This is a genomic window from Salegentibacter sediminis (genome assembly GCF_002078605.1).
Taxonomy (GTDB): domain Bacteria; phylum Bacteroidota; class Bacteroidia; order Flavobacteriales; family Flavobacteriaceae; genus Salegentibacter; species Salegentibacter sediminis.
The window spans coordinates 11,365-34,141 of the sequence record NZ_MSJR01000004.1; the positions used below are offsets into that span (position 1 = coordinate 11,365).

The 22,777-nt window shown below is 41.5% G+C and carries 19 protein-coding genes; 4 read left to right on the forward strand and 15 right to left on the reverse strand.

The genetic code is table 11. From position 1 onward, the window contains the following. Positions 1-54 precede the first annotated feature (54 nt). The 9 genes from BUW93_RS07750 to BUW93_RS07790 form a co-directional block, all read right to left on the reverse strand. Positions 55-1,023: a Gfo/Idh/MocA family protein gene (locus BUW93_RS07750; RefSeq protein WP_198536998.1), complete on the reverse strand. Its 969-nt coding sequence runs from the start codon at positions 1,021-1,023 to the stop codon at positions 55-57. Then, complete coding sequence (locus tag BUW93_RS07755) at positions 1,016-2,722, reverse strand: sodium:solute symporter (RefSeq protein WP_081210821.1); 1,707 nt, start codon at positions 2,720-2,722, stop codon at positions 1,016-1,018. Before BUW93_RS07755 ends, BUW93_RS07750 begins: the two co-directional genes overlap by 8 nt. A gap of 105 nt (positions 2,723-2,827) precedes the next feature. Further along, positions 2,828-5,314, reverse strand: a complete 2,487-nt coding sequence (locus BUW93_RS07760) for a PIG-L family deacetylase (protein ID WP_081210823.1) — start codon at positions 5,312-5,314, stop codon at positions 2,828-2,830. Positions 5,315-5,389: 75 nt separating this feature from the next. After that, the gene (locus BUW93_RS07765; protein ID WP_081210825.1) at positions 5,390-5,929 is read right to left on the reverse strand and encodes a mechanosensitive ion channel domain-containing protein; all 540 of its coding nucleotides are present in this window, start codon (positions 5,927-5,929) and stop codon (positions 5,390-5,392) included. A 60-nt stretch (positions 5,930-5,989) separates the two neighbouring features. Then, positions 5,990-6,583, reverse strand: coding sequence for a Maf-like protein (locus BUW93_RS07770; RefSeq protein WP_081210827.1), 594 nt, complete (start codon positions 6,581-6,583; stop codon positions 5,990-5,992). A 3-nt stretch (positions 6,584-6,586) separates the two neighbouring features. Continuing rightward, positions 6,587-7,507 carry a geranylgeranylglycerol-phosphate geranylgeranyltransferase gene (locus BUW93_RS07775; RefSeq protein WP_081210829.1) on the reverse strand — a complete coding sequence of 307 codons (921 nt, stop codon included), beginning with the start codon at positions 7,505-7,507 and terminating at the stop codon, positions 6,587-6,589. Next, a complete protein-coding gene (locus BUW93_RS07780; protein WP_081210831.1) occupies positions 7,507-7,833 on the reverse strand; it encodes a DMT family transporter in 327 nt (108 codons plus the stop codon). The genes BUW93_RS07775 and BUW93_RS07780 overlap by 1 nt, the downstream gene beginning before the upstream one ends. Further along, positions 7,834-8,343 (reverse strand): KdsC family phosphatase, encoded by a 510-nt coding sequence (locus tag BUW93_RS07785; RefSeq protein ID WP_081210833.1) that lies wholly within the window; start codon positions 8,341-8,343, stop codon positions 7,834-7,836. Beyond that, positions 8,327-9,088 carry a Rossmann-like and DUF2520 domain-containing protein gene (locus BUW93_RS07790; protein WP_081210835.1) on the reverse strand — a complete coding sequence of 254 codons (762 nt, stop codon included), beginning with the start codon at positions 9,086-9,088 and terminating at the stop codon, positions 8,327-8,329. The genes BUW93_RS07785 and BUW93_RS07790 overlap by 17 nt, the downstream gene beginning before the upstream one ends. 113 nt (positions 9,089-9,201) lie before the next feature. On the opposite strand from BUW93_RS07790, the gene ccsA reads away from it, so the two are divergent. Further along, a complete protein-coding gene (gene ccsA, locus BUW93_RS07795; protein WP_081210837.1) occupies positions 9,202-12,369 on the forward strand; it encodes a cytochrome c biogenesis protein in 3,168 nt (1,055 codons plus the stop codon). 66 nt (positions 12,370-12,435) lie between these two features. On the opposite strand, the gene fumC is transcribed toward ccsA, so the two are convergent. Continuing rightward, on the reverse strand, positions 12,436-13,833 hold the full coding sequence (fumC, locus tag BUW93_RS07800) for a class II fumarate hydratase (protein WP_081210839.1): 1,398 nt from the start codon (positions 13,831-13,833) through the stop codon (positions 12,436-12,438). A 183-nt stretch (positions 13,834-14,016) separates the two neighbouring features. Here fumC and BUW93_RS15030 point away from each other — a divergent pair, with 183 nt between their 5' ends. Continuing rightward, positions 14,017-14,193 (forward strand): hypothetical protein, encoded by a 177-nt coding sequence (locus BUW93_RS15030; protein ID WP_198536999.1) that lies wholly within the window; start codon positions 14,017-14,019, stop codon positions 14,191-14,193. 48 nt (positions 14,194-14,241) lie between these two features. Here BUW93_RS15030 and BUW93_RS07805 read toward each other — a convergent pair whose 3' ends face one another. The 4 genes from BUW93_RS07805 to prfB form a co-directional block, all read right to left on the reverse strand. Then, complete coding sequence (locus tag BUW93_RS07805; protein ID WP_081210841.1) at positions 14,242-16,740, reverse strand: TonB-dependent receptor domain-containing protein; 2,499 nt, start codon at positions 16,738-16,740, stop codon at positions 14,242-14,244. Positions 16,741-16,869: 129 nt separating this feature from the next. Beyond that, positions 16,870-17,238: a hypothetical protein gene (locus tag BUW93_RS07810; protein WP_081210843.1), complete on the reverse strand. Its 369-nt coding sequence runs from the start codon at positions 17,236-17,238 to the stop codon at positions 16,870-16,872. Between the two features lie 30 nt (positions 17,239-17,268). Continuing rightward, positions 17,269-17,610, reverse strand: a complete 342-nt coding sequence (arsC, locus tag BUW93_RS07815) for an arsenate reductase (glutaredoxin) (RefSeq protein WP_081210845.1) — start codon at positions 17,608-17,610, stop codon at positions 17,269-17,271. Between the two features lie 68 nt (positions 17,611-17,678). Continuing rightward, positions 17,679-18,777 (reverse strand): peptide chain release factor 2 gene (gene prfB / locus BUW93_RS07820; RefSeq protein ID WP_110688282.1). Its coding sequence is split into 2 segments (ribosomal slippage): positions 17,679-18,713 and positions 18,715-18,777, totalling 1,098 coding nucleotides; the frame shifts between segments, so codons are not numbered across the junction. 98 nt (positions 18,778-18,875) lie between these two features. Here prfB and BUW93_RS07825 point away from each other — a divergent pair. Both BUW93_RS07825 and BUW93_RS07830 read left to right on the forward strand, forming a co-directional pair. Further along, a complete protein-coding gene (locus BUW93_RS07825) occupies positions 18,876-21,266 on the forward strand; it encodes a zinc-dependent metalloprotease (RefSeq protein ID WP_081210849.1) in 2,391 nt (796 codons plus the stop codon). A 74-nt stretch (positions 21,267-21,340) separates the two neighbouring features. Beyond that, positions 21,341-22,369, forward strand: a complete 1,029-nt coding sequence (locus tag BUW93_RS07830) for a threonine aldolase family protein (protein WP_081210851.1) — start codon at positions 21,341-21,343, stop codon at positions 22,367-22,369. Positions 22,370-22,423: 54 nt separating this feature from the next. Here BUW93_RS07830 and BUW93_RS07835 read toward each other — a convergent pair whose 3' ends face one another. Next, positions 22,424-22,747 (reverse strand): YbaB/EbfC family nucleoid-associated protein, encoded by a 324-nt coding sequence (locus BUW93_RS07835; protein ID WP_081210853.1) that lies wholly within the window; start codon positions 22,745-22,747, stop codon positions 22,424-22,426. Positions 22,748-22,777: the final 30 nt, after the last annotated feature.

Genomic DNA, 22,777 nt, shown 5'->3' on the forward strand with positions numbered 1-22,777 from the left:
AAATAAAAAGCTTCGGAGATTCAAATCCGAAGCTTTTTGTTTGACAAACCGGAACTAATACTCCAATTTGATTTCTGCTCTCACTTTATCAAGCAGGTCTATTAAAAGAAGACTTTTCTCGAAGCTCATTTCGTCACTTTCAATGCGCCCTTGTTTCAGCATTTCCTGCACGTGGGCCGCTTCAAAATTGTAACCGTTGGTCACTACCTCGAATTCTTTGGTGATTTCCCTGTCGTTGGTGATTATCTTAAGACTGGAAGGTTCGTGGAAACGGGTATTCACAATAATCCTGGCTTTTTCTAACTCAATTTCAGCAATGGTGGGCGTATTATTTATTACGCTGCTGTGTAAGCGGGCCTGTACGTTCTTAGGATATTCAAAGTTGATATCGCAGTCTTCGTCTATTCCGGTTTTGCCAATACTCGCTTTAGCCGATATTTTCTGGGGTGCTCCCAGGATACTTAGGGCCAGAAAAATAGGGTAAATTCCTATATCGAGCAGACTTCCGCCACCAAGAGCCTTATTGAACAACCTGCCACTTTCATTAAATTCTGCTGTAAACCCAAAATCAGCTTTAAGACCTTTTACCTGCCCGTATTTTTTAGATTTTACGATCTCCATTAAAGCTTCGAAGTGAGGGAGAAACTGTGTCCACATCGCTTCCATCAGGAAGATTTTCTCCTTTTTAGCAGCAGCGATCATCTCCTGCACCTGACTTTTGTTTATCGCGAATGGCTTTTCGCAGAGTACCGCTTTTTTATACCTAAGAGATAATAAAGTATGTTCGTGGTGAAAAACGTGTGGTGTGGCGATATAGACTACATCAACGTCTTTATCCTTTAGCATTTCCTCATAAGAGCTGTAGGCCAGTTTGGCCCCGTGCTCTTTAGCAAATTCTTCAGCTTTACTGGCACTTCTGCTGGCTACAGCATAGAGTTCGGCATCTTTCACGGCTTTTAATCCGGTACAGAATTTTCCTGCGATCTTCCCGAGGCCAATTATTCCCCATTTTGTTTTATTCATTGCTGTCGTGTTTTTCAAAAGGTGTTTTGATAAATGTTTCAAGAATTAGCGCGATTCCCATAACCAGGAGACAGCCCACCAGGTTTAACCATAAATAGGGCATAACCTCCAGGAAATAAAGACCTATTATAACAATTTGTGTGATAATGGCGGCGATAAATACAGAATTGCTCCTCACGATCTTTACAAAAAAAGCGAGCAGGAAAATACCGAGCACATTTCCGTAGAAAATGGAGCCTATAATATTTACCAGTTGTATCAGGTTATCAAAAAGGCTGGCCAGGCTCGCGAAAGTTATGGCGATAAGCCCCCAGAGCAAAGTAAACCATTTAGAAGCATTGAGAAAATGCATTTCTGAACGGTCGGCCTTTATGCCCCTGCGGTAGAGGTCGATGGCTGTGGTTGAAGCCAGGGCATTAAGTTCAGAGGCGGTAGAAGACATCGCCGCCGAAAGAATCACCGCCAGCAATAACCCAATCAAGCCTCGCGGTAGATTGTTAAGGATAAAATGTATGAATACGTAATCTTTATCATTGGTTTCTGCAGCCTCATCAGCCGAACTTATAAATTCTCTACCCAGATCCCGGGCGTTCTCTTCAGCGAGATTTAAATTGATTATTGCTTCTTTCAGCCTTGTTTTTTCTGCGGAAGAGAGCTCCTGGGATTCCCCGAATTGAAGACTGAGTTGTTGTTTCTCCTGCTGAATCGCGTTGTAATTGGCCTCCAGCTCTTTATACTCTTCAGAATATTCAGACTCTAAAACACTTTGCGTAGCTGCCGGATTAAAATTTAAAGGCGCTGTATTGAATTGGTAGAATACAAAAACCATAACGCCCACCAAAAGGATGAAGAACTGCATAGGCACCTTCAAAAAACCATTCATGATCATCCCCATCTGGCTTTCCCTTAGTGATCTCCCGCTTAAATATCGCTGTACCTGGCTTTGATCTGTCCCAAAGTAGGAGAGAGCCAGGAAGGTCCCACCAATAACCCCTGTCCAAACCGTATACCGGTTCTCCAAATCGAAGGAGAAATCAAGAACATCCATTTTTCCGCTGGCCCCCGCGATCTCCAGCGCATTGCTGAAATTTATATCCTCCGGTAGGTAATATAGGATTAAAAGAAAAGTGACAACCATCCCAAAAAAGATTACCGCCATTTGTTGTTTTTGAGTAACGTTTACAGCCTTGGTACCTCCCGAAACCGTATAAATAATCACCAGGACACCAATTAGAACCGTTAGTCCGTTTAGGTTCCAACCCAAAACCGCCGAAAGAATAATAGCCGGGGCAAAGATGGTAATCCCTGCAGCCAGTCCACGCTGGATTAAAAAGAGGAGGGCTGTAAGGGTCCTGGTTTTCCGGTCGAAACGAGTTTCCAGGTATTCATAGGCCGTAAATACTTTTAACCGGTGATAAATAGGGATAAATACCAGGCATATGATTACCATCGCTATAGGTAAACCAAAGTAAAATTGTACAAAACCCATCCCGTCATGGAAGGCTTGCCCGGGCGTAGAAAGAAAGGTGATGGCACTGGCCTGGGTCGCCATTACCGACAGCCCGACAGTCCACCATTGCGCCTCGTTCCCTCCACGAATATAATCATGAACATTTTTACTGCCGCGCGATTTATAAACCCCATAAATAACTATAAAAGCAAGCGTGCCGGAAAGAACTATCCAATCTATAATTTCCATATCAGGAGAAGGTCTTCATTATAAAATAAAACAGAATGATGTAAATAATATTGACCAGCAATACTAAGGTATAGGACTTTTTCCAGATGTATTTTTCCGGTTTATTCATTCTTTTCCTATTGAAACCATATTAGCAAACAGGCGATAAGCCCCGGGCACACCTTCTGGAAATTGCCTGAAAAAACTTAATCCCGTATAAATAAAATAACCCTTCCCATATTTTGCTACCAGTAAACTGCCCTGGGTTGCTTCCTCGCCTTCATCGTTCATGGAAAGAACAGGCGTGAATTCCTTACTCCACTGGTCAGGGAAATATAATCCTCGTTCCTGTACCCAGTTTTTAAAGTCCTTTTTGGTGATTCTATTGGGTTTATTTAAAACCGGATGGTCTCTGGTTACAAAATTAACCGCTGCTTTTTCATCGGTTACTCGATCGCGTGAAATCTGAAGCGGGTAGGGGGCGGGGTTATCTACTATCAACCCCCGGCTAGTATTATACTGTACGATTAGGTTTCCACCGTTCTTTACGTATTCCAGAAGGTCTTTCTGTTTGTACCTGAGCTCTTCTACAACATTATAAGCGCGTATTCCTGTAACCACGGCATCAAATTTTTTAAGGGATTGACTGGAAATTTCCCCCGGTTCCAGATGCTCCACCCGGTACCCGATCTGTTCCAGGCTTTGAGGTACTGCATCTCCAGCCCCATCAATATATCCAATATATTCGCCTTTCTTCTCAATCTCAATGCGCACGGCTTTTACTTTAGCCGGAATAACGAGATTCTGAAGGGGAATATGTTTATAATCGATTTGTATTAATTTATCTGAATATTCTCTATCCCCAACTTTTGCAATAGGTTTGATTAAGGTTTCATCCTGATTGTCGGGCGGAATTATCTCGAAGGTACGTATGGCTGTGCCTCCTTTTTGATTTATTTTAAAGGAAGCCTCTTCGGGAAGGATCTTCCAGTTCTTCCCGGCTTCCAATCTCAGAGAGCCCTTCAGGCTATCTTTCCCGGCTCTTAGTATTACCGAAATTGAACGTGGCTCAGCTTTCTCAAATATTTCCACATCTTTTTCAAAAGAAACAGATAGTTCAGGAATGATCAAAAATGGACGATAGGTTTCCCCAAGTACCGGATCATTAAATTTATGAATTACCGGTCTCTTGATTTTTATTTCAGTTCCGTTAAAATTTAAAATGAAACTGGCCAGGCTTTGAACAGGTGTCTCCGGAAGTCCTATCAACCCGGGTTCTGCTACTTTGTACATACCGTTTGTAGATTCACTCTTTAGCCAATACGGACTGGTGTTTTCTACCGATTCAGGAAGACGGAACATAAGTTCCTCTGTCCAGCTTTGGTTGTTGGCCAGGCTTTGATTAACCGGGATTCTGGAATTATTCGGACTTAACTCAACAGAGTTTAGACTGATGGGAAAACTACTGCGATTTATGGCTTCCAGTTCCAACGGAACCTGTTCTCCCCGTGTAGCCGAAGGTTTTGTGGCTACAGCTTCCAGGAAAAGTCCTGAACAGGCGACTATAATCTCCCTGATGTGTTCAGATTTCACCTCTTTCCAGTGATCATTTTTAAGCTCTTGTATGAGTTTATAGGCTTCGATGAGCTGCGGAAGGCTCTGGGAAGGATCTCTGAAATTAAATTGAGATTCAACCTGCCCGAGAATTTCCCCGATCTCCTTTCCTCCTTCAAGTCTGCTCCAGCTGGTGTTGATGCCTTCAAAAACATCTGCCTGGGGCATATCTCCTTTAATTAGCTCCAGGTATTCTTTGGCCTGGCCACGGGTTCCTGTGCTTCCAAAACCTTGAGATTGATGCTGGCTGCGGCTTAATGCAGCGATTTCAGAATTTGAAAGTCCGAGCTCTGGAAAGTAAACACCCACATCCAGTGAAAGCATTGCCGATTTATCGGCTTCCTCAAAGGCTTCCCTGCTTCCGTAGAACCAGTGGGAGGTATTAAAAAATACTCTTTTTGGTTGAAACACAGAGGTGTATTTTAACTGATCTGGATAGGCTGTGGGCCTGGCGGCAAGCTCAAAAGCTTCCAGGCTTAACATCGCCGAAGCGGTGTGGTGACCGTGAGTGCTCCCGGGAGAACGGTGATCAAAACGGTTAATGATCACATCGGGTTTAAACTTTCTTATACTTAGCACCACATCGCTTAAAACCTTATCCTTATTCCATATTTGCAAGGTTTCTTCCGGATTTTTAGAATATCCAAAATCGTTGGCACGGGTGAAGAATTGTTCGCCGCCATCAATATTTCGCGCAGCCAGCAATTCCTGGGTGCGTATTAGGCCGAGTTGTTCACGTAGTTCAGGGCCTATAAGATTCTGCCCGCCATCTCCCCGTGTTAATGAGAGGTAGCCTACCCGTGCATTTTGCTTATTGGCAAAATAGGAGATGAGCCTGGTATTTTCATCATCGGGATGCGCACCAACATATAAGACCGACCCCAGAAAGTTTAATTTTTTTATTTCCTGATGAATTTCTGATGCATTGAGTTTTTGGGGAGTTTGTGCCTGTGTATAACCCAGAACGAAAAAAAGAAGAAGGCTTAAGATTTTTGGCATGGAATGTAAAATTATGGTCTTCTTCAAATATAATAACTTTAGTGACTATTACCCGGGAGGCATCTGGTTTAACTTTTAAAGTGTTTCTTTTCCCTCATCATTATGAACATCTTTTTCAACCAGGGAAACTGCTTTTTGAAGGATCAGGTTGTTGGGATAGGTGATTAACTCTCCTTCTAAGGTCCTTAAATGCAGATGAAAAGCCTTTATGTCTTCAATAATAGCTTCAATAGGGAGGTCTTTGTCATGAATTTTTATTTTATCACCAATCTTATAGGGAAAGCTAAAAAACAAAATAATTCCCGAGGTGATATTACTAAGGATAGACCATATAGCAAACAAGGCTACTCCTAATACAGCAAATACAGAAGAAAATACCAGAGAAAGCTCAGCTAAACCGACACCCCAGGCGAGTGAAAGCAGAAAAGCCGCGATAAGTAGAATAAGGATGTTTATGTACTGAAACATCAGGCGGGTACGGGTAATATGTATTTCTCCCTTCTGACCCACCCGGTGTGCCGCCTTTCGAAGTATAAACTGAATTATAAGCAATACGATCACGGTAATGATCGTGTAAGCGATTTCGTTGCGGTTTGAACTGAGAATCTCGTACATTTACCTTAATTATTTAGATTAAATAGAGATCGATAAATCTCTTAAAATCAGATTTTTATATTATAAAAGCCTTCCGATATCTAAAAGTGCGTCGTAAACAAGATGGGTGGGAAGACCAACAACATTGAAATAGCTTCCTTCAATATTTGTTATTCCAATAAGTCCTATCCATTCCTGGATGGCGTAACCTCCGGCTTTATCGAAGGGTTTGAAATTGTCTACATAATAATCAATCTCGTCTGGGCTAAGCTCTTTAAAGGTCACCCTGGTTTTGGCATTTAGGGTACGTTGCAGGCTGGAAGTAGTAAAACAAACCGAGGTGATTACATCGTGGGAATGACCTGAAAGGGCCCTAAGCATAGCTTTGGCCTCTTCTGGGGTTTCGGGTTTTCCCAGCGCTTTTCCTTTATGACAAACAATAGTATCACTGGTAATTAGTACCTGGTTTGGCTTTATTTCCTTCTGAAAGGCTTCTGCTTTTAGCTCGGCCAGAAAATCGGTAATCTCTTCATTTTCAAGAGAGGGAGGGTAAACTTCTTTTACCGGGCGAACATCGGAGGTGAACGGAATTTCCAGTTCCCTGAAAAACTGTTGTCTTCTCGGTGATCCTGAAGCCAGGATGATTTCTTTATCTTTTAAAAAATCTTTCAGCATAATTTATCTCAATAATATTTGGTGAAAACCAATAGATATCAACCCGAAAAATAAGATTATTTTGAGGATTAGGCTTAGCCTCGTGAAGTCTTTTTTTTCTGAAGCCGTCCAGATCTGCACCATAAAAAACAACATAGGACCAAGGATGAGGAACAGAACATACAGCACAGCAGTGGTATTTTCGAATAGATAGGAGTAAACGTAATAAACTATAGCCCCTAAGGGAATAAGGCCTATCGCAAAGATCACTTTATTGGTGCGTGCCGTTCCCAGTATTATGGGCAGGGTGTTTCCGCCAGAATTATAATCCCCTTTTAGATCTTCCTGATCCTTAACCATCTCTCTTAACAAGTTGATGAAAAACCCGAAAAAGGAATAATCCAGTAAAATGGAGAAATACATTGCCTGTTGTTCCCGGTTTACTTCATTAATCGCCGGAAGTAGATCAAAGATCCCCGGTAGGGCTGCGACCCCGGCCACCAGAAAACTTACTGCGATATTACCCGCCAGGGGCACATTTTTTAAATAAGAGGAATAAATATAAAGTAGGGCAGAGCTAAAAATAAAAAGTGCCGAGAAGGCAGGTAAACCAATTACATTGGCCAGGTAAAACCCAATCCCCACCCCAATTATATTTAAGCTGATAAACCAGTTAAAACCGGTTTTTTCAGCTATGCCGTTGCCGATATAAAGCTTTTTGGGCTTGTTAATCCTATCTGAGCTTACATCATAAATGTCATTGATGATATACCCGGCTGCAGCCAGGGAAAGATTGGCGATAATTAATAGAGCATACCCAAAATCGCTAAGAGAAACTGCTGCCGAAGTGCTTTCGAAGAAAGCATACCTGATAAGCAACAAACAAACAGCCACAAATACCAGGTTTCCAAAACGAATGAGTTTTAAAAATTTAAGTAGTCTCATTACTTAGTCACGAGTTTTAGGCCTACCAAAGAAATGATTAGGGTACTTAAAAAGAAAATACGCCAGAAATGTATAGGTTCTTTAAAAACGAGAATCCCCAAAACTACGGTACCTACAGCTCCGATTCCCGTCCATACCGCGTAGGCGGTTCCAATGGGTAGGCTTAAGGTGGCTTTGTAAAGCAAGAACATGCTTAAAAATAAACATACCAGAAAGCCAATCATCCACCAGGTGGCGGTTGTGCCACTGCTAAATTTAGCCTTTCCCAGGCAAAAAGCGAATCCCACTTCAAATAAACCGGCGATGAATAGTATAAACCAATTCATTTATTCTTCTATCCATTTTCCCTGAACCTTCATCACCTGTTCTATAACATCACGAACACAGCCTTTGCCGCCCTTTTTATGAGATACATATTTTGAAATATTCTTGATCTCAGCTACTGCATCCTGGGGACAGCAGGGAAGCCCTATCCTTTGCATCGCATAGTAATCGGGGAGATCGTCGCCCATATACAAGACCTCTTCAGATTTAATGTTGTAGATATCAAAGAATTCGTCCATCTGTTCTACTTTGTCCTGAATTCCAAGGTAAATATCGGTTAGCCCGAGCCCCCGCAGCCTGCTTCTTACGCCTTCATTTTTTCCCCCGGAAATAATACAAACGGTATATCCGGCCTGGTGAGCTGCCTTAAGCGCATAGCCATCTTTCATATTCATGCTGCGAAGAAGTTCGCCTTGAGTACTTATTTGTATAGTTCCGTCGGTAAGGACGCCGTCTACATCAAAAACGAAGGTGGTGATGTCGTTAAGGTGTTCTTTATAGTTTTTTTCCATTGAGTTCCTGGATAGATTGAGTTAGTATTTTGTATAGTTCCTGGTGTTTGGGTTCCAGCATCGCCAGATGTCTTGAAATTGTTTGCTTGTCATCCCTAAGAGCAGGGCCGGTCTGGGCCTCCCGGGGAGTTAAGCTCTCCAGTTTATCTACGGTTTCTCTTATGAGCGGTTTTAGTATCTCAAAAGGGATTTCATTATTTTTACAAATTTCGGCGCCCAGCCTGTAGAGATGATTCGTGAAATTATTGACGAATACTGCTGCCAGGTGAAGGGCTTTTCGCTGTTCCGAATCTATTTCGTAGGTTTTATTGGAGATCTTTTCGGCAAGACCTTTTAAAAATTCAAGGTTTTCTGCCGTATTGGCTTCCAAACAAATTGGAATTTCCCTGAAATTGACTGGTTTCTTTTTAGAGAAAGTTTGTACCGGATAAAAAACGCCATGATTCTTAAACTTATTCAGCGCTTTTAAGGGCACACTCCCGGAGGTGTGTAAAATAAGAGCATCATTATTCTCAAGGAGACCGGCAACTTCAGAGATAACATCATCCTTGAGCACGATAAGGTAGACATCTGCTTTTTCCAATTGGTTTAAATCTGTAGTGGTAGCAGTAATGTGCTTAAAGGGAATAAGGCTCTCGGGCTTGTGATTATAAACCTGTTTTAGCTTAATATCTTCAGCATGAGAAAAAGCTCTTGCCAGATGCGTAGCTACATTACCGGCCCCTAAAATTACCAGGTTTATCATTTTGCTAAATTATTAAAAATTTCCCTGCTTTTAAACGGGGGAGATTGATTTGATTTTAATCTGGAAACTGTTTAAATTTCCTTAAATTTGCGGCCGTTTAAACTCCTATATTGATGCAGAATAAAATAGCCTCTGTCCTTTTTTCAACCCGAATCTTAGCAGTTTTATTTATCGTTTTCGCTGTATCCCTTGCGCTGGGGACTTTTATAGAAAGCTGGTACACTATAGAAACCGCCCGTGTAATGATTTATAACACCTGGTGGTTTGAGGGTATCATGGTTCTTTTTGTTGTTAATTTTTTGGGGAATATAAAGAGATATCAGCTTTATAAACGCGAAAAATGGTCGTCATTGTTACTTCATTTATCTTTTATATTAATTCTGGTTGGAGCTTTTGTTACCAGATACATTAGCTACGAAGGGGTAATGCCTATTAGGGAAGGGGAAACCACCAACGTATTCCTTTCAGAAAAAACATTTCTTACCACTTTTATCGATGGAGAGATAGATGGAGAACCCAGAAGACGGGTGCTACAGGAAGAAGTGCTTTTTGCTCCGGAGACCGAAAATAACTATGAACTTAATACCGATTTTAAAGGGCAACCGGTTAGGGTGGAAGTTTTGGAATTTATTCACGGTGCTGAAGAAGCCCTGGTGCCTGCAGAAGATGGAGAAAATTATCTAAAAATTGTGGAAGCCGGTGCCGGCGATCGTCATGATCATTATCTTAAGGAAGGGGAGGTGGAGAATATTCATAATGTCCTGTTTTCCCTGAATGAACCTACAGAAGGCGCGATAAATATTGAATATGATGAGGCCAGTGGCGAATATCTTATTAACTCGCCTTTTGAAGGGGATTATATGCGGATGGCCGATCAACTAGAAGGGGTTTTGGTAAAAGATTCTACCCAAACTCTTATGCTGCGCTCTTTATATAATATTGGGAATATGCAGTTTGTAATCCCTGATCCGGTAGTGAAAGGGAAATATGATGTGGTTCAAACCAAACAAAAAACCGAAGGCCAAACCGATGGAGTAATCCTGAAAGTGTCTTCCCAGGGTGAATCTCAAATCGTTAAAGTTCTTGGGGGTAAGGGAATTGTTAATGAACCGAAAAAAGTAGAGCTGGCAGGACTTGATATCTTTTTGAACTACGGAAGTAAAGAAATAGAACTGCCTTTTAGTATTAAGCTTAATGATTTCATTGCCGATAAATACCCCGGCACCGAAAAGAGTTATTCTGCCTTCAAAAGTAAGATTGAGGTTATAGATGAAAAAGATGGGAATTTCCCTTATGAGATTTATATGAACCACGTGCTTGATTATAAAGGTTATCGTTTTTTCCAGGCCAGCTTTCATCCCGATGAGAAAGGAACAGTACTCTCGGTGAATCATGATTACTGGGGAACCTGGATCACCTACATTGGATATACCTTGCTTTATATAGGGTTGATGTGGATTCTTTTTGCACCGGGATCGCGTTTTGGAAACCTGAAAGTGATGTTGGAAAAAGTGAAAAATAAAAAGAAAAATCTGGCTGGGATCTTCGCTTTCTTATTGCTCCCCTTGGGAGGTTTTGCACAGGCCCAGGAAGAACCCGATCACGCCCATATTGAAGCTCAGCAACAGCAAATAGATTCTATTTTACAGAAAAATGCTGTTAGTGAGGAACACGCGGCAGAATTTGGAAGACTCGTAATTCAGGATGCGGGAGGTAGGATGAAACCCGCCAATACCTATTCTTCAGAATTATTAAGGAAACTCAGCAAGAAAGATTCTTATAAAGGCCTGAGTGCAGATCAGGTATTGGTCTCTATCACCGAGAATCCAACGATTTGGTATACGGTACCCCTTATTTATGTTAAACCAAATAATGACAGTATTCGGCATATTGCCGGGGTGAAGGAAGATCAAAAATACCTGGCCTTAACCGATTTTTTTGATAACAATGGTTCCTACAAGCTTTCACCTTACCTGGAAGAAGCCTACCAGGCTGCCGTGCCTAACCAGTTTCAGAAGGATTTTATCGAAACCGATAAAAAGGTAAACTTGATGTACCAGGCGCTTCAGGGTAAAGTATTAAAGATTTTTCCCATCCCCGAACACGAAAATAATAAATGGGTTTCTTATCCTGAGGTAGAGGAAGCCGAATTTAAAGGAATGGATTCGGTCTATACCCAACAAATCCTGCCCCTTTATATGAATGCCTTGCAGGACGCTAGAAAAACCGGGGATTATACCCGGGCAGAGGAGTTTTTGAGCAGTATGAAAGGTTTTCAGAAGAAATTCGGATCAGAGGTGATGCCTTCAGAAAAAAGGATTAATGCCGAAATCACCTATAATAAATATGATGTCTTCAGAAACCTGTTCTGGATGTATATGCTAGCCGGGCTTTTTATGTTGGTGGTGGTGATTGTACAGATCTTTTCAGATAATAAACCTATAAGGATTCTCATAAAATCGAGTATTGTAATTATAAGTTTATTGTTTCTGGCCCATACCTTAGGGCTCGCTGCCCGGTGGTATATTTCTGGTCACGCCCCCTGGAGTGATGCTTATGAATCTATGATCTATGTGGCATGGGCCACGATGTTCTTCGGCCTTGCCTTCGGGCGGAATAGCGATCTAACTATTGCCTCTACCGCCTTTGTTACCTCTATGATCCTGATGATTGCACATTGGAATTGGATGGATCCTGCAATTGCTAACCTGGAGCCTGTTTTAGACTCTTACTGGCTAATGATTCACGTATCTGTTATTGTGGGAAGTTATGGACCTTTTACTCTTGGGATGATCCTGGGAATTGTAGCCTTACTTCTTATGATAATGACCACCTCCAAAAATAAAAAGAAGATGGACCTTACCATAAGGGAAATCACGATTATTACCGAAATGGCCTTAACGGTAGGTTTGGTGATGTTAACTATTGGGAACTTTTTGGGTGGCCAATGGGCCAACGAGAGCTGGGGTCGTTACTGGGGCTGGGATCCCAAAGAAACCTGGGCGCTTATCAGTATTATGGTGTATGCTTTTGTTATCCATATGCGATTGATTCCTGGGCTTAGAAGCCGATGGTTCTTTAACTTTATGGCGATAGTGGCCTTTGCCAGTATTTTGATGACTTACTTTGGGGTTAACTTTTATCTTGCAGGTTTACACTCATACGCCAGCGGAGATAAGGTGATCACGCCTTCCTTTGTATACTATTCTGTTGCAGTGGTAGCCCTCTTAGGTGCAGTTTCTTACTGGAGATTTAAGAAGTTTTATTCGAAGAAGAAATAGTTTATAAAACTGAAAATAAAAAAATCCTGCCGGCCGGCAGGATTTTTTGTTTTAGTGAGGAAGGTTTTATTTTAAACCTCCAACCATATCTTTTGGCTGTACCCACTCATCAAATTGCTCGGCGGTAACGTGACCTAATTTTACGGCTTCTTCTTTTAAGGTAGTGCCGTTTTTATGAGCCTCGTTAGCGATCTCTGCCGCTTTGTAATAACCTATTTTAGTATTTAGGGCTGTAACCAGCATCAGGGAGTTATTCAAGTGCTCATTGATACGGGGAGTATTCGCCTCAATACCAATCGCACAATTCTCATTAAAAGAAACACAGGCATCTCCCAGGAGTTGTGCGCTTTGAAGAAGATTGGCAGCCATAACAGGCTTAAATACATTCAGCTCAAACTGGCCCTGCATTCCTCCCACGCTTAAGGTAACATCATTTCCCATCACCTGGGCACAAACCATAGTTAAGGCTTCCACCTGGGTAGGATTAACTTTTCCGGGCATAATGGATGAACCCGGTTCGTTAGCCGGAATGGTGATTTCACCAATGCCGCTTCGCGGGCCTGAGGCTAACATTCTAATATCGTTACCAATTTTGTTAAGGGATACCGCGAGTTGCTTTAAGGCTCCGTGCGTTTCTACAAAAGCATCGTGAGCTGCCAGGGCTTCAAACTTATTTGGAGCAGAAGTAAATGGAAGCTCGGTGAATTTAGCGATGAATTCTGCCACTCTTTTAGAATACCCCTTAGGGGTATTAAGTCCGGTTCCCACCGCGGTACCTCCAAGTGCCAACTCAGAAAGGTGTGGTAAAGTGTTTTCAAGGGCTTTTATTCCATAATCCAGTTGAGCTGCATATCCACTAAATTCCTGCCCGAGAGTAAGGGGAGTGGCATCCATAAAATGGGTGCGTCCAATCTTAACTACCTCTTTAAATTCTTCAGATTTCTTTTTTAGGGTGTCTCTTAATTTCTTCACACCCGGAAGAGTGGTTTGAGTTATCTTTTTGTATGCAGCAATGTGCATTCCGGTAGGGAAGGTATCGTTAGAAGATTGTGATTTATTCACATCATCATTTGGGGAAAGGGTTTTCTCTCCTTCTCCAATTGTTTTACCTGCTAACTGGTGGGCGCGGTGAGCAATCATCTCGTTAAGGTTCATGTTGCTTTGGGTACCACTCCCGGTTTGCCATATTACCAGCGGGAATTGGTCGTCATGTTTCCCTGCAAGAATCTCATCGCATACCTGTGCGATATAATCCCGCTTTTCTACGGGGAGTGCCCCTAATTCGCAGTTGGTGTATGCCGCGGCTTTTTTAAGGTAGGCAAATCCATAAATAATTTCCAGGGGCATACTGGCCGCCGGACCTATTTTGAAATTGTTTCGGGAACGTTCGGTTTGAGCCCCCCACAATTTATCGGCAGGAACTTTGACTTCCCCTATGGTATCTTTTTCTATTCTGTATTCCATAATTTGTAAAATTAGTTCACTTACAAATTTACAAGTTAAGCGCTTTCTTTAGCTTAATTTATTGGAAAATTTAAGCCGTAAAATCATTCAAAATGCCTGAGGTGCCCTAAAATTTGAATTTTATTTATGAATTAGTCCCAAGAGTTCATATCTTTGAACCCGACGCAAAAATTTTTGAAAATTATGTTCGAATTCGATCAGTACCTCGGTTTCTTGGCTTTCCTTGTTATTTTAACGATTGGATTCTGGTTAATGATCTTTTTAACGGCTATTGTGCCCTACTGGATAGGTGGTTCGGTAATGGAATTACTTAAAGAGAAAAAAGAGGCCAGGAGAAAAGCTAAAGAAGAAAAAGCATAAAAAAAGGGACTAATTTTAGTCCCTTTTTTTGTACCTGCTCTTCAGGGATTATCCTTCAAAATCTCCCTCATCCATTTCTCCGTTATTTTCATTTCTTCTTCTTTCCTGCTCCCTCTTTTGCTGATTAAATCTGTAAATAAGAGATATGGTGAAATTCTGGCCCTGTCTCCATTGAAATTCACTGTACCTGTCATAAGTGTCGGTAGAAGTATAAGATTCACGTTTGCGTGAATTTAGAAGGTCCCGAACATTTAAGGAGAGGGTGGCGTTTTCATTAAAAATATCTTTACTCACCGCAAGGTCTATAGACAGGAGACCTTCTCTTCTTCCTTGTATACCTTCAGAAGCACCGCGATAAAACGCATTGGTTTGCCAATCAATTTTGGCCGGTAAAGTTACCTTAGAACTGAAGCGTGCAAACCAACTGGTATTTTCGGCACCGTAATCTCTACCATTAAATTCACCCTCTGTCTCAAACTTAAAAAAGTTAAAACTACCATTTAATCTTAACCAGCGGGCAGGATTATACAGCAATCCTAATTCGGCACCTGTTCTTTTATTACTGGCCAGGTTCACCGGAATTGTCCTGATCACGTTCGTGCCAGCGATATTTTCTTCTATCCTTTCAAAAGACTCGGTTTCATGCTGGTAATAGACAGAAGATGTTAGCGTTAGTTTTTCCCATCTTTTCAGGTAACCGAGGTCGAAAGCATTGGAATAGGCTGGTTCTAAATTGGGGTTTCCCTGAAATACATTGTTATTACTGCTACGGGAGGGAAAAGGGTTGATAAACCAACCTCGTGGGCGGTTAATCCTCCTGTTATAGCCTAAGGTGATATTTTCTTCTTCGGCTAATTCATAAATGAAATTTACGGTAGGGAACAGGCCTAAGTAATTATTATCAAAATTCGTATCGATAGGGAAACCAAATACTTCTTCCAACTCAGCATCGGTAAGTTCGCTATCAATTTTCCCTTTTAGCTGAGTGTTTTCTAATCTCAATCCAAGAAGGAAAGAAAACTGACCGAATTTTGATCCGTATTGGGTATATAGTGCATTTACATTCTCAGTATAGTCGAATACATTGGTAAGGTTTTCATTGAGTTCTAAATTTCCTGTTTCAGAGTTTTCCTGGAAAAGCCTGTAATCGGTGATCTCATTTTCAAAGTTTCCGCGGTATCCTGCTTCGAATTGTGAGTCCTCGCCAAATGGACGAACATAATCTGCCTGAATTAAGTATTCTTTCTGGTCTTCTGTGGTGTTGATATTTTCACCAATTAATTGGAGTTCCCGATTTTCAGTATTATAATCTTCCTTTTCGCCGATGGTGGTAAACTGAGTTTCTTTATCGGTTTCAAATTGAAAATCGGCAGTAAGTTTATGGCCCTTATCATCAAAATTATTGATATAATTAAGAGATAATTGCCAGCTGTCATCATTTTCGGTTTGTTTTTCCTCCCGGGTTGTCCCTAAAACCTGGTTACCGTTAATATAATTATCGGTTACATTGGTGGTAAGATCTTCATCCTCACCGTAACGATAAAAAACCGTACCTGTAAGAGAGGATTTTTCTGTAAGGAAATACTCGATTCCCACATTGGTGTTGAAGTTTCTGTTTAGACGATCTATGTCCCGATCTTCCACAATTCTGTCAAATTCTACCCCGCTGTTCTCATTATATTTGGTGTCGAAAAAACCTCCTCCCGGAGCATCAAAATACCTGAAACCAGTGGTGGTAAAAAGGTTGAATTTTTCTGTACGATAGTTAACATTTGCTGATATACCAGCATTTGCTGGAGTTCCTGCATTTAAGCTTAGGGACCCGTTAAATCCTAAGGTCTCCTTTTGTCTTAGTATAATATTCAGGATACCTGCAGTTCCTTCTGCATCATACCGGGCCGAAGGGGAAGTAATCACTTCTACCCGCTCTATGGCATCGGCCGGTAACTGGTTCAGCACGTTTGTATCTCCAAAACCAGCCATGGCAGAAGGTTTACCATTAATGAGGATTCTTACGTTCTCATTACCTCTTAGACTTATGCCGCCGTCGATATCCACGGTTACCGAAGGCACATTGTTGAGGGCATCGCTTACAGTACCTCCGGCTGTGGTGAGGTCCTTACCAATATTATATATTTTCTTATCCAGCCTAACATCTACCTGGGTAGTTTCAGCGCGAACTACAACTTCGTCCAGACTGGAAGAGGAGACTCCTAATTGTATTGTACCCAGGTTGAGATCTGAGTTTATTGTGCGATTATTGTAACGTTGAGGTTCATAGGAAATGAATTCCACGAGAATATTATAAGTGCCTTCTGCAACTTCGATAGAGAAATTACCATCGGCATCGGTCACCCCGCCATTGATGTCTGAAGGGTCACTTGTGTTAACAATGGAGATGGTTGCATATTCCAAAGGAACTTCAAGCTCGTCATCAATAACAGTCCCGGAAATAGTATGTTGAGAATTACGTTGAGAATAGCCCTGGATACCCAGGCTTAAAAATAATAAAAGCGCTGTTAGCGACATTAGATTTTTGGAGGTCATATAATTTTTTTTTCTATGACCTTTAATTTTCCAAAAGGTTTAATGAAACACTGGTTAAACTTGCGTTAAACCAGTTTTTTTGACCTTTAATCTTAATGAACTATAAAGTTAAAACCTGGAAATCAGTTTTTAAGCTTTCCGGGTTAAATTTTTATTTACCTTGATATATTTTTCGAACTGGGCCTCTGTTAAAAACTTCTTTAACTTCTTGTGTTCGTTGCGCTGAATTGCCTGGAGTCTTCTAATTAAAGAATCTTCGTTTACCCCCGAGTTAAGCACCTCATTTTTCCTGATGGTATAAGCGATGATTACATCCTCCATTAGCAAGGTTTGCTCGTGGTCCAGGTCTAGTTCCTGTTTCCAGGTATAGGCCAGTTCCCGGGCTATCTCCTCTAATTCCTCCCGGTTTCTTTTATGAATATAGATTTGGGAATATACAAAACCGGCTACCAGTAATCCGGCAACACCAATAATTGCAATTCTTTCTTGTGGTTTCATTTCAGGTCAATTTATACTTAATATTAGGAGCTAAAGCAACTTGTCGATCTCCTCGGCAGGCCGGCCAATGACCGCCTCTTTTTCAGTCTCTACAATAGGTCTTTCAATAAGTTTGGGGTTTTTCGCCATTACGGTGATTAACTCCTTGTCACTTAGGTCTTTATTTTTATAGTTTTCTTTCCAAACTTTTTCGTTTTTCCGCACCAGCTGTATGGGAGCGATGTTCATCTTTGCCAGAAGAGCCTTAAGCTCCTCTTCTGAAAGTTCATCTTTTAAATATTCTCTTATTTTATATTCTTTTCCCGAAGCTTCCACTTTTTGCAGGCCTTCACGGGACTTTTTACACCTTGTGTTGTGATAAATGGTAATCATTATTACTTATTTTTATGATCTTAAAATAAACAATTAAATTTAAAATTAAAATAGCTGGCACATTTCCATCAATCTTCGTTCCGTTGTCCCATCATCATTAGGTAAGCTTTTAGAAAAGCGTTTATTCCTCCATTCATAACATCGTCTACATTGCCGGTTTCTTCCCCGGTTCTAACATCCTTTACCAATTTATAGGGGTGCATTACATAATTCCTTATTTGGGAGCCCCATTCGATCTTCATCTTGGAGTCTTCAATTTCCCGTCTTTGTTCTTGTTGCTTCTGAAGTTCAATTTCATATAACTGACTCTTTAAAAGCTGCATAGCTTTGGTTTTATTTTCCAGCTGTGAACGGGTTTCAGAGTTTTCTACCACAATTCCGGTGGGAGCATGACGCAGTCTTACTGCCGTCTCGACTTTGTTTACATTTTGTCCTCCGGCCCCTGATGATCGCATTGTTTCCCAGGATATGTCGGCCGGGTTGATTTCTATTTCAATACTTTCATCAGCAAGCGGGTAAACATAGACTGAGGCAAAAGAAGTGTGACGTTTTGCATTACTATCAAATGGGGATATCCGCACCAACCTGTGGACACCATTCTCTCCTTTTAACCAACCAAAGGCGAATTCGCCTTCAATCTCTAAAGTGACTGTTTTTATTCCTGCTACGTCTCCTGCCTGGTAATTTAGTTCCTTTATCTTATAGCCGCGTTTTTCGGCCCACATAAGGTACATACGCATAAGCATCTCTGCCCAGTCACAGCTCTCAGTACCTCCTGCTCCGGCTGTGATTTGGAGTACCGCGCTCATTTTGTCCCCCTCTTCAGAGAGCATATTTTTAAACTCCAGATCCTCAATAAGCTCGAGTGCCTGGGAATTCTTTTCCTCTACATCTTCAGCAGATGCTTCGTCTTCCTGATAGAACTCATAGAGTACCTCAAGATCATCAACAAGAGTTTCAGCTTTCTTATAGTCCTTTACCCAATTTTTTTCGGCGTTAAGTTCCTGCATGAGAAGTTCTGCCTTCTTTGGATCATTCCAAAAATCGGGGGCAAAAGTTTTTTCTTCAAGATTAGTGATTTCTATTTGCTTGGCATCAATGTCAAAGATACCTCCTTAACGCACCAAGGCGCTCTCTAAGATCTTTAACCTGTTCTGTTGAGATCATGTAGTAATAATTTTAGTGTAAAAATAGAATTAAAGGCAGCTACAGGAAAGTATTTAACGATAATTTTATAGTTTTAGATTTCCAAAAAAATCAGGCCTATGCATCGACTTCTCATTACTTTGTTGTTTCTCAGTATTTCACAATTTAGCATCGCTCAGTTTTTATCGGGGAAAGAAAATTTAAAATCTTATGATGGCTATTTTGACTTTCATTATAATGAGCAAGAAGATGAGATTTATCTTGAAGTTGATAAGCTCGATACCGAATTTTTATACACCCATTTTCTTACCAGTGGGATAGGTTCTAATGATGTTGGCCTGGACCGCGGAAAACTGGGGGAAGGAGTGGTGGTTAAATTTGTGAAGGCGGGGAATAAACTACTGCTTATTCAACCCAATCAAAAATACCGTGCGGAAACAGAAAATTCTGCTGAAAGAAACAGTGTAGAGCAGGCCTTTGCCCAATCGGTGATCTTCGGCTTTGAGATCAAAGAGGAAAAAGATGAGGTTTATATTATCGATTTCACCCCATTTTTAATGCGTGATGCTCACGGTGTGACAGAGCGGTTAAAAAAGGGGGAATATGGTACCTATAAACTGGAAAAAAGCAAAAGCGCGCTTTCTATGGAACACACCAAAGCTTTTCCTGAAAATGTGGAATTTGAAGCCCTGCTAACTTTTGAAGGGGAACCCAAAGGAAGAACCTTGCAAACGGTGGTTCCTGATACAAAAAACATAAGTGTGGTGCAGCATCACTCTTTTGTAAAACTGCCCGATGAAGCTTACCAAAAAAGGATTTTTGACCCCAGAAGCGGTGCTATACACATTTCCTATCTGGATTATGCCAGCCCGGTTTATGAGCGCATTGAAAAGCGTTTTGCAATAAGACATCGCCTAAAAAAGAAAAACCCTCAGGCAGAAATCAGTGAGGCTGAAGAACCCATTGTCTATTACCTCGATCCCGGAACTCCAGAGCCGGTAAGATCGGCTTTGCTGGATGGTGCCCAATGGTGGAATGAGGCTTTTGAAAAAATAGGCTATAAAAATGCTTTTCAAGTAAAAATGCTACCCAAAGATGCCGATCCCCTGGATGTGCGATATAATGTAATTCAATGGGTACATCGTTCAACCCGCGGCTGGAGCTATGGTGCCAGTGTGGTAGACCCCAGGACGGGAGAGGTTATTAAAGGCCACGTTAGCCTGGGGAGCCTCAGAATTCGTCAGGATTTTATGATCGCCCAGGCTCTTATGAACAAACCTTATGCCGAAAACGATAAGAACCACCAGGAGATGATGGAAATGGCGCTGGCCAGGATTCGACAGCTTTCTGCCCATGAAATAGGACATACCCTGGGTTTTGCTCATAATTTTGCCGCCAGCCCATCGGGAAGAAGTTCGGTGATGGACTACCCGCATCCGCAATTCGGTTTAAAAAACGGGGAAATTGACTTTAGCAATGCTTATGCAAGCGGAATGGGGGAGTGGGATTTGATTACGGTAAAATATTCCTATGCCGATATTCCTGAAGGTACTTCGGAAAGAGAGTTTCTGAATTCGGTTATTGCGGAAGCCCATTCTAAAGGCATTCAGTTTATTTCTGATGCCGATGCCCGACCTCAGGGTGGTGCGCATGAAAAAGCACATTTATGGGATAACGGGGAAGATGCCGTCGAAGAGCTTGAGAAAGTTTTAGCTATTCGGAAAAAAGCGATTGAAAATTTTTCTGAAGATAATATCCGTACCGATGAGCCTTACTCTGTCCTGGAAGATGTTTTCGTGCCACTTTATTTCTTTCATAGGTATCAAACAGAAGCTGCCGTGAAGTTGATTGGCGGGATGGATTATAATTATGCTGTTAAAGGCGGAAAAGAGAAGGTTTGGGAAAGCCTGGATCCTAAAACCCAGAAACGGGCGCTTGATGGAATTCTAAAAACCCTGGATGCCGAAACTATAAGCATCCCTAAATCAAAAGCAGAACTTTTCCCGCCACGTGCTTTTGGTTTTAATCGAAGCAGGGAATCTTTTAAAAGTAATACCGGGGTGGCTTTCGATGTCTTGGGGGCACCGGTTACGGCCGCAGAAATGAGCCTTGATCTTTTGTTACACCCCGAAAGAGCAGCCAGGCTTGTTCAGCAAAAAGCATTGGATAAGGACCAACTGGGATTACCAGATGTTTTGGAAGAACTTATTGACGCAACCATAAAATCATCATATCGGGATGGTTACCTGGAAACCGTACAGGAAGCTGTAAATTTCACTGTCTTTCAGCATTTGCTCTCATTAGCGGTGAATAATAAGGCTACACCCCAGGTTAAGGCGATCACAAATTCAGCAATAGATAATCTGGAAAATTGGCTTTCCGGACGCGATTCAGCTTTGCACAAACAAATGCTCCGGGAGATTAAACAATTCAGAGAAAATCCTGAAGATTTTAAAATTAAAACAACAAGCCCTAAAATTCCGGATGGAAGTCCCATTGGAGGATTTTAGTGAAGGGTATAAATGATAAGATAATTGATTAATAAGTAGGTTTCCGTCTTCACGGAATTGACAAAGAGAAATTTATGAAAGAAATTGATTTAAGAAGCGATACAGTTACAAGACCAACCAGCGGGATGCTGAAGGCAATCATGAGTGCCGAAGTTGGGGATGATGTTTATAAGGAAGATCCAACGGTGAATGCCCTGGAGGAGAAGCTGGCAAAAATGTTCGGAATGGATGAGGCCTTGTTTTTTCCTACCGGAAGTATGGCTAATCAGGCCGCGATAAAATTACATACCCAGCCGGCAGAGCAGCTAATTTGCGATAAATGGGCACATGTTTTTAACTATGAAGGCGGGGGCGCGTCTTTTAACAGTGGTGTCTCCTGTAAACTTGTTGATGGGGACCGCGGAATGATTACCGCGGCACAGGTAGAAGAAAATATAAACCCGCCCGATTTTTACCATAGTCCGCTTACCAGCCTTGTTTGTTTGGAAAATACTACGAATAAAGGGGGTGGAGCCTGTTATGACCTGGATGAGATCAAAGAAATTCGTAAGCTTTGCAATAAGCATGGCTTAGGACTACATTTGGATGGTGCCCGGCTTTTTAATGCATTGGTAGCAAAAAATGAAGATCCTAAAGATTACGGGAAGTTATTTGATACCATTTCGGTTTGTTTGTCAAAGGGGTTGGGAACTCCAATGGGGTCGGTACTTATTGGCAATAAAAAATTAATGAAAGGCGCTATGCGGGTGAGAAAAGTGCTTGGGGGAGGAATGCGGCAGGTAGGCTTTATGGCTGCAGCAGGAATTTATGCTTTAGATCATCATATAGACCGGCTGGCCATTGACCATAAAAGAGCTTCTGAAATTGGAGAGACTCTGGATAGACAAAATTATGTGAAGTTGGTGGAAGAGGTAGAAACCAATATCGTGATTTTTTATCTTCGGGATGCTTCCAGGGAGGAAGATTTCATGAAGGAACTTCAAAAGGAGAATATCCGGATTAGCAATATGGGACAGGGAAAACTTAGAATTGTCACCCACCTTGACTATTCAGAAGAAATGCACAGGAAGTTTCTTGGAGTACTCGAGCAGATTGATCTTTAATAAAGAAGCCCCCGCAAAGAGCGGGGGCTACTATTTTATAATCTTAAATCCTTTCTATTTAAACATATCCAACCCGGGAATGTCGGGCATACCATCTTTCGCGACGGCAGCAAGTTCGGCTTCATTCATTTCAGAAGCACGCTCAATAGCCTTGTTTAAGGTGAGCACAAGGTAATCTTCCAGTTGCTCTTTATCTTCCAATAATTCATCGGCAATGCTGATGTTTTTAATTTCCCTTGCCGCAGTAATGGTAACCTGTAATAAACCATCGCTGGATTTCTCCTCAAAGCTTACGGTTTTAAGTCGCTCTTTGGTGGCTTCAACTTTCTCCTGGGTTTCCTTAATCTTATTCATCATACCCATCATATCTCCAAACATAGTTTCTGTTTTTAATTTTTTTATTGACAA

Excerpts from the sequence above, each read along its gene's own strand:
- BUW93_RS07750 (WP_198536998.1), bottom strand. The coding sequence starts at position 1,023 with ATGAATAAAACAAAATGGGGAATAATTGGCCTCGGGAAGATCGCAGGA.
- BUW93_RS07755 (WP_081210821.1), bottom strand. The coding sequence starts at position 2,722 with ATGGAAATTATAGATTGGATAGTTCTTTCCGGCACGCTTGCTTTTATA.
- BUW93_RS07760 (WP_081210823.1), bottom strand. The coding sequence starts at position 5,314 with ATGCCAAAAATCTTAAGCCTTCTTCTTTTTTTCGTTCTGGGTTATACA.
- BUW93_RS07765 (WP_081210825.1), bottom strand. The coding sequence starts at position 5,929 with ATGTACGAGATTCTCAGTTCAAACCGCAACGAAATCGCTTACACGATC.
- BUW93_RS07770 (WP_081210827.1), bottom strand. The coding sequence starts at position 6,583 with ATGCTGAAAGATTTTTTAAAAGATAAAGAAATCATCCTGGCTTCAGGA.
- BUW93_RS07775 (WP_081210829.1), bottom strand. The coding sequence starts at position 7,507 with ATGAGACTACTTAAATTTTTAAAACTCATTCGTTTTGGAAACCTGGTA.
- BUW93_RS07780 (WP_081210831.1), bottom strand. The coding sequence starts at position 7,833 with ATGAATTGGTTTATACTATTCATCGCCGGTTTATTTGAAGTGGGATTC.
- BUW93_RS07785 (WP_081210833.1), bottom strand. The coding sequence starts at position 8,343 with ATGGAAAAAAACTATAAAGAACACCTTAACGACATCACCACCTTCGTT.
- BUW93_RS07790 (WP_081210835.1), bottom strand. The coding sequence starts at position 9,088 with ATGATAAACCTGGTAATTTTAGGGGCCGGTAATGTAGCTACGCATCTG.
- ccsA (WP_081210837.1), top strand. The coding sequence starts at position 9,202 with ATGCAGAATAAAATAGCCTCTGTCCTTTTTTCAACCCGAATCTTAGCA.
- fumC (WP_081210839.1), bottom strand. The coding sequence starts at position 13,833 with ATGGAATACAGAATAGAAAAAGATACCATAGGGGAAGTCAAAGTTCCT.
- BUW93_RS15030 (WP_198536999.1), top strand. The coding sequence starts at position 14,017 with ATGTTCGAATTCGATCAGTACCTCGGTTTCTTGGCTTTCCTTGTTATT.
- BUW93_RS07805 (WP_081210841.1), bottom strand. The coding sequence starts at position 16,740 with ATGACCTCCAAAAATCTAATGTCGCTAACAGCGCTTTTATTATTTTTA.
- BUW93_RS07810 (WP_081210843.1), bottom strand. The coding sequence starts at position 17,238 with ATGAAACCACAAGAAAGAATTGCAATTATTGGTGTTGCCGGATTACTG.
- arsC (WP_081210845.1), bottom strand. The coding sequence starts at position 17,610 with ATGATTACCATTTATCACAACACAAGGTGTAAAAAGTCCCGTGAAGGC.
- BUW93_RS07825 (WP_081210849.1), top strand. The coding sequence starts at position 18,876 with ATGCATCGACTTCTCATTACTTTGTTGTTTCTCAGTATTTCACAATTT.
- BUW93_RS07830 (WP_081210851.1), top strand. The coding sequence starts at position 21,341 with ATGAAAGAAATTGATTTAAGAAGCGATACAGTTACAAGACCAACCAGC.
- BUW93_RS07835 (WP_081210853.1), bottom strand. The coding sequence starts at position 22,747 with ATGTTTGGAGATATGATGGGTATGATGAATAAGATTAAGGAAACCCAG.